Below are 6,259 nucleotides of genomic sequence, written 5' to 3'. Positions count from 1 at the left end.
CAAAAAATCCTGTTAACAGATTACCACTTAGGCAATCTATCAACAGGATTTAGTGTAGAGCCATTTAAATTTCCAAGAAAGAAGCAGTGACTCCTTTATTCACGGTGGTTAAGGTTAAACCAATTGCCCGTCCGCCAGGATTTTGACGAGTTCGTCACGGTCACTCACTTGGTGCAGCTTGGTTAACCACTGGTCGTCCTGAAGACAACGCAGTAGGCGGCCCAAGATGGTTAGGTGTTGGCGCTGGTCAACGGGGGCCAGGCCCACCACCAAACTGATCTTTTTTTCAGAGTGGTCCACGCGGAAGGGGTGCTGGAAAAGGGTGTAGCTAAAACCTAATTCGTTAACGCCAGCACTAGGAGTAGCGTGTGCCAAAAAAACTCCCTTGCAGATGGCCATGTAATCACCATGAGTTTTAGTTAGTTCAATAATCTTGTGGACATATTGTTCCGTAATGACGTTGCTGGCGACAAGCTGACTCATAGCAAAGCGGAGCGCTTCTTGCCAGTTAACCGGGTGCTTGACAAAGGCGACGGTCGTTTGACTGCCAGCGGTTGGACTAACAGTGTGGGTACTTTGGTTGTTTAGGTAGGACTTAAGGTCGTTTTCCAATCCTTCTGGATCCACGATCTTGGTGTGGGTAGCAATGATATCCATGAGGGTCGGGAGTTGAATCGACTGGTGCTGGTTGGCAATTAGGTGAGCCGCATGCAGACGGGCACCAATTTGTTGCCAATCAGCCTCACCAGGAATGACGGGCACCGTCATCACTGGGATTTGTTCAGGCATTGTGGGCAGGGCAATCGTACTGAGCACTAGGCGGATCGATTGGTAGCGAATGTTTTCAAACTGGAAGGTATTGTACGGCCCCACAAAGTGGACACTGGGATAGCGGCTGCGTAGTTGCGCGATGAGCAACTCCGAGGTGCCAATTCCGCTGGAACAGATTACGAGCACACTTGGCTTTTCCTTGGGTTGAATCTCGGTATTACGCAATGCGCCGCTGAAGTAAACGGTGATTAGGGCGACTTCATCATCGGACAGTGTTTCGCCGGTAAAGTTGTTAAACGGCTGGACAGCCTGCTTCACCAGTTCAAAGGTTTCCCGGTAAGAATTCTTGATCTGGTTGACCAGCAGATTCCGGTAATTGATGTGGTACTTGACGCGGTAATAGGTAGAAACCAGGTGGACCGTCAACTTTTTGTTCAGACTCTGATCAGAGGTTGGTAAATTGACGGCCGCGATTTCGTTGAAGCGCCGGATCATTTGACTAGCGATTGGCCGCAACAATGGAATCATTGGGTTGTCCTGGCTGACGTGTTGGAAGGCCTGGGTATTAACAATTTCGGCCAGGAAAGTCGCTTCGGCGGTTGAATCAATGTGCAGGTCGTTTAACAAGCTATCTGCCCAGGTCAACGTTAACGAGTAGTCGTTTGCGGATAAGTGCCGGGCTGGCAGATGATGGTTGACCTGCCGTTCAATTAACCAGTGTGCAAAATTGACCAGCAAAGTCATCGAGTCATTGGTAAAGGCGTTACCAGTAATACGTTCGAGCAGCTTTAATTGCTGACGGAAATTAGCGGAATCGTTACCTGCAAACTGTGGTTGAATCAGTTCACTGAGTTGACGAAAGTTTTCAAAGACCCACCGCCGTTTCAACGCCTCGTCACCGGCCACGTATTTCCCTTTTCGCGAATTCTTAATAGTTAGACCAGCGGGAAGGTGTTGACTAATGAGGTGGTTGTCCTTAATCACCGTATTCTTGCTAACGCGAAAGATGGTCATTTGTTCGGTGAGGGAGGTTGCCGGTCGTGACAGCAAGCAGAAGAAAGTCAGCATTAACCGGTCTGCCGCCTCTAGCGAACCAAAGTGAAATTGGCCGGCGAAGAGTTCATGGTAGCTAGTAGCCATCACCTTGGTGGGTTGGGCCTCCAGGATAGCCTTCCTAGTAGTTGACGGGAGCCGGTAGCCGACACCACGAATATTTTCGATTTCATCTAAGTGGTTGGCTGCCAGCTCCTCATTGACCCGGTTAATCGTATAAAAGACACTTCGCCGGGAAATGGCAAGGCACTCAATGAGTGTTGAAAGAGGGACTGATGAGCCACTTGTGAGTAGTTCATTGATCAGTGTTTCACCATGTTTGATATGCGTAAAATCCATTATCATCACCGCCGTTGTCGATTATTGTGATTAAATGATAGTTCATTTTTTGCACATAGACAAGTATCACCATTGCACTTGTTGGAGAATGTGAAGTGCTTTACTATGTAGACACTGAGAATTGATTAAGAGAAATGAGGTGATTACTTGGCACTGGATTTGTTGACTCAACAAACAGTTCAGGTTGTCGATGGTGACGACTTGAGCTGGGAAGATGCGATTCGGAAGGCAGCCAAACCGTTGGTCGACAACGGGACGGTTGGTGACGACTATGTTGAAGCAATGATTGACGTTGTCAAGGATAAGGGCCCCTACATCAATATTGGTCCTAACATTGCGCTGGCACATTCGCGTCCGCGTCCCAGCGTGAAGCGAATTGGTTTGTCCCTGATGAAGACGAACCAGCCAGTTAACTTGGTCAGCGACGAACATCCGGTTAAGTTGTGGTTTGTTTTGGCAGCCACTGACAGCAACAGTCACTTGAAGGTGATTCAGGAACTGTCAACTGTATTGATGGATGCTGATCGTACTAAAAAGTTGCTGGCCGCAACTTCTGTTGATGATGTTTTAGCTATCTTGAAAGATTAGGAGGAAATTACAATGAAGTTTGAAGCTTTATGTCAATCTGGTTTAGGTAGCAGTTTTATGGTTCAAATGAACATTCAAAATCTTCTGAAGCAAGAAAACGTGAAGGAAGATATTCAAGTTGAACACTCTGACGTGGGTAGTGCAACGCCGGACCAAGCTGACTACTTCTTCTTGGACCCAACCCTGAAGACTTCTGCGGGCAGCCTGCCACAAGACAAGGTCATTGTTTTGAACAGTCTGGTTGACCCAAACGAGTTGAAGGAAAAGGTTAACGCCGTCCTGGACAAGGAAGGTATTGCTCACGATTAATCTTAAGAAGGGATTATTTTAATCTCTTTATTTTGCAATTATTTTTCGTTAAAAGATCCGCTTCTTAAGTTACTATTTGGAGGTTACTTACATATGAATGGGATACTGAATCTATTTGAAAGTATCGCAACCACTCCAGCATTGCTGGTTGGTCTGATTGCGTTGATTGGGTTGCTCCTTCAACGGAAGAGTGCAACCGAAACCATCCAAGGGACTATCAAGACCTTTGCCGGGTTCCTGATCCTGACTGGTGGTGCAACTATTTTGAGTAACGCTTTGACACCATTTGCTAAGATGTTCAAGTTTGCACTTGGTGTTCAAGGGGTTGTTCCAAGTAACGAAGCCGTAGTTGCCATTGCACTGGTTAAGTACGGTTCAGTTACTGCCCTGATCATGCTGGTTGGTATGATTGTCAACGTTCTGTTGGCACGTTTTACTAAGTTCAAGTACATCTTCCTGACTGGTCAGGCTATGCTTTATGTTTCCTGTCTGGCAGCTGTTATCTTGATCAGTGCCGGCATGGGTAGTGGTTGGCAAACTATCCTCCTGGGTGGTTTGTTCGAAGGTACTTTACTGACTGTTACGCCGGCCTTCTGTCAACCATTTATGCGTGAAATCACTCACGGTGACAACGTTGCCATGGGTCACACTGGTAACATTGGTTACGCTATTTCTGGTTTAGTTGGTCAATGGTTCGGTGACAAGAAGCACAGTACTGAAGACATCGAATTCCCTAAGTCACTCGGTTTCCTGCGTGACTCTACTGTTTCAATCACCATCGTGATGGGGATTGTTTACATCATTCTGGCTATCATTGCTGGTCCTCACTTCGTTGAAACTAAGCTGAGCAAGGGCACTAACTACATTATCTTTGCTTTTGTTCAAGCTGGTACTTTCGCCGCTGGTTTCGCGGTTGTTCTGCAAGGTGTTCGGATGATCCTTGCTGAAATTGTTCCAGCCTTCCAAGGGATTGCTCAGAAGATTGTTCCAAACTCCAAGCCAGCGCTGGACGTTCCGATCATCTTCCCATTCGCACCAAACGCTGTTCTGCTTGGTTTCATTGTCAGCTTCCTTGTTGGTACTATTAGCATGTTCATCATGGTTGCAATGCACACTGTTGTTATCATCCCAGGTGTTGTTGGTCACTTCTTCTGTGGTGCCGCTGCTGCTATCTACGGTAACTCAAAGGGTGGTCGTCGTGGTGCGATCCTCGGTGCCATCGTTAACAGTCTGTTGATCAGTTGGTTGCCGCTTTACATCCTGCCAGTTCTGGGGAACCTGAAGATGGCTGCTTCGACCTTCGCTGATACGGACTACCTGATTCCAGGGATTATCCTTGGTAACCTTGGCCGCATGGGTGGTACTGTTCTTACTTGCAGCATCATTGCCTTTACTGTCATCGTGATCTTGGTAAGCATGTTCATGAAGTCACCAAAGGCTAATGCCGAAAACAAGTAATAAGTCATAATTAATGTACGAAGAATAACTACTGATACCAGTTAAATTATTGGCACGGTAGTTATTCTTTTAGCGTAAATGGAGGTTTGAAATAATGGATAAAAAAGAAATGCAAGCTGTAGATGCACTCCGTTTCTTGAGCACTGACATGATTCAAAAGGCTAACAGTGGCCACCCTGGTGTAGCAATTGACGCTGCGCCAATGGCATACGGCCTCTGGGAAAAGGTCATGAACTTTAACCCACAAGATGCTAGCTGGCTGAACCGCGACCGTTTCGTTCTGTCTGCAGGGCATGGTTCTTCACTGCTTTACAGTCTGCTGTACTTCAACAACTTTGGTTTGACGATTGATGATGTGAAGAACTTCCGTCAGTTGGGTTCCAAGACTCCTGGTCACCCAGAATATGGTCACACTGCTGGTGTTGATGCCACGACTGGTCCACTGTCACAAGGGCTGGCAATGTCTGTCGGAATGGCCATGGCCGAAAAGCACCTGGCTGCCGTTTACAACAAGCCAAACTTCCCAGTTATTGATCACTACACCTACACGATCATCGGTGATGGTGACCTGATGGAAGGTTTGAGTGAAGAATCAATTAACCTGGCCGGGGACAAGGGCTTATCTAAGCTGATTGTGCTGTACGACTCCAACGATGTTTCACTTGACGGTCCATTGAGCTTGAGTACCGACGAAAACGTTAAGCAACGGGTTGAAGCTGCTGGTTGGGATTACTTCCGGGTAGCTGACGGTAACACCGATGTCGACGCAATTGTTGATGCCATCCATGCCGCGCAAAAGACCGACAAGCCGTCGATGATTGAAATTAAGACGACTATCGGTTATGGTTCACCAGATGCCGGGACTAACAAGGTTCACGGTTCTGCTCTTGGCGAAGAAAATGTTGCTAAGATGCGTGACTTCTTTGACTGGAAGTTGGCCCCATTCGAATTTACTGATGAAATTCACCAGTTCTTCGATGATGCTGTGGCTGACAAGCAACCGGCCTACGATGCATGGCAGAAGCTGTTCAAGGAATACAGTAGCAAGTACCCTGAACAAGCTGCGCAGCTGACTAGCAAGACCCTGAAGGTGGACGACCTGACGACTTCATACAAGCCGGGTGACTCCATTGCTACCCGGGTTGCCAGCCAAGAAATTCTGCAAGAAATTGCCAAGGACAACCCTGAATTCTGGGGCGGTGCTGCTGACCTGGCCTCATCAAACAAGACTTACCTGGCCGATGATGGGAACTTTACTAAGGACAACCCAGCTGGGCGGAACGTCTTCTTTGGGGTTCGTGAATTTGGGATGGCCACTGCCGTTAACGGGATGAACTTACACGGTGGCAACCGCGCCTTTGGTTCAACCTTCTTCGTCTTCACTGACTACCTGCGCGCTGCTGTCCGTCTGGCTGCGATTATGAACCTGCCATCAGTCTTCATTGGTTCTCACGACTCAATCGCCGTTGGTGAAGATGGTCCAACCCACGAACCAATTGAACAACTGACGAGTTTCCGGGCAATGCCAAACCTGAATGTTATCCGTCCTGCCGATGCTAACGAAACGGTGGGCGCATGGAAGGTTATCGGCCAGACAACTGACCGGCCAACGATGCTGGTATTGACGCGGCAAAAGCTACCGGTCTTGAAGGAAACGGTTGACGCCCCAGTTGAAAAGGGTGGCTATGTGGTTTCAGATTCTAAGAAGGATACTCCTGATGGTATCCTGATTGCTGCCGGC

Annotated in this window: 5 protein-coding genes; 4 read left to right on the top strand and 1 reads right to left on the bottom strand. The window is 47.8% G+C overall.

Annotation, left to right across the window (positions count from 1 at the left end):
* Positions 1-114 precede the first annotated feature (114 nt).
* The gene (locus ACEYV4_RS08910; protein ID WP_373842941.1) at positions 115-2,163 is read right to left on the bottom strand and encodes a BglG family transcription antiterminator; all 2,049 of its coding nucleotides are present in this window, start codon (positions 2,161-2,163) and stop codon (positions 115-117) included.
* Positions 2,164-2,310: 147 nt separating this feature from the next.
* Between ACEYV4_RS08910 and ACEYV4_RS08905 the strand changes: the two genes are divergently transcribed.
* The 4 genes from ACEYV4_RS08905 to tkt all read left to right on the top strand — a co-directional run.
* On the top strand, positions 2,311-2,751 hold the full coding sequence (locus ACEYV4_RS08905) for a PTS sugar transporter subunit IIA (protein ID WP_373842940.1): 441 nt from the start codon (positions 2,311-2,313) through the stop codon (positions 2,749-2,751).
* Positions 2,752-2,763: 12 nt separating this feature from the next.
* On the top strand, positions 2,764-3,060 hold the full coding sequence (locus ACEYV4_RS08900; protein ID WP_373842939.1) for a PTS sugar transporter subunit IIB: 297 nt from the start codon (positions 2,764-2,766) through the stop codon (positions 3,058-3,060).
* Positions 3,061-3,153: 93 nt separating this feature from the next.
* Positions 3,154-4,518, top strand: a complete 1,365-nt coding sequence (locus ACEYV4_RS08895) for a PTS ascorbate transporter subunit IIC (RefSeq protein ID WP_373842938.1) — start codon at positions 3,154-3,156, stop codon at positions 4,516-4,518.
* Between the two features lie 94 nt (positions 4,519-4,612).
* Positions 4,613-6,259: transketolase (gene tkt, locus ACEYV4_RS08890; protein WP_373842937.1), on the top strand; the 1,647-nt coding region annotated here is incomplete at its 3' end.

It is taken from the genome of Limosilactobacillus sp., assembly GCF_041859915.1.
GTDB lineage: Bacteria > Bacillota > Bacilli > Lactobacillales > Lactobacillaceae > Limosilactobacillus.
The sequence above is the reverse complement of the archived record's forward strand: the minus strand, read 5'-3'. Positions and strand labels throughout refer to the sequence as shown.

Coding starts and splice junctions, on each gene's coding strand:
- ACEYV4_RS08910 (WP_373842941.1), bottom strand. CDS start 2,163: ATGGATTTTACGCATATCAAACATGGTGAAACACTGATCAATGAACTA.
- ACEYV4_RS08900 (WP_373842939.1), top strand. CDS start 2,764: ATGAAGTTTGAAGCTTTATGTCAATCTGGTTTAGGTAGCAGTTTTATG.
- ACEYV4_RS08895 (WP_373842938.1), top strand. CDS start 3,154: ATGAATGGGATACTGAATCTATTTGAAAGTATCGCAACCACTCCAGCA.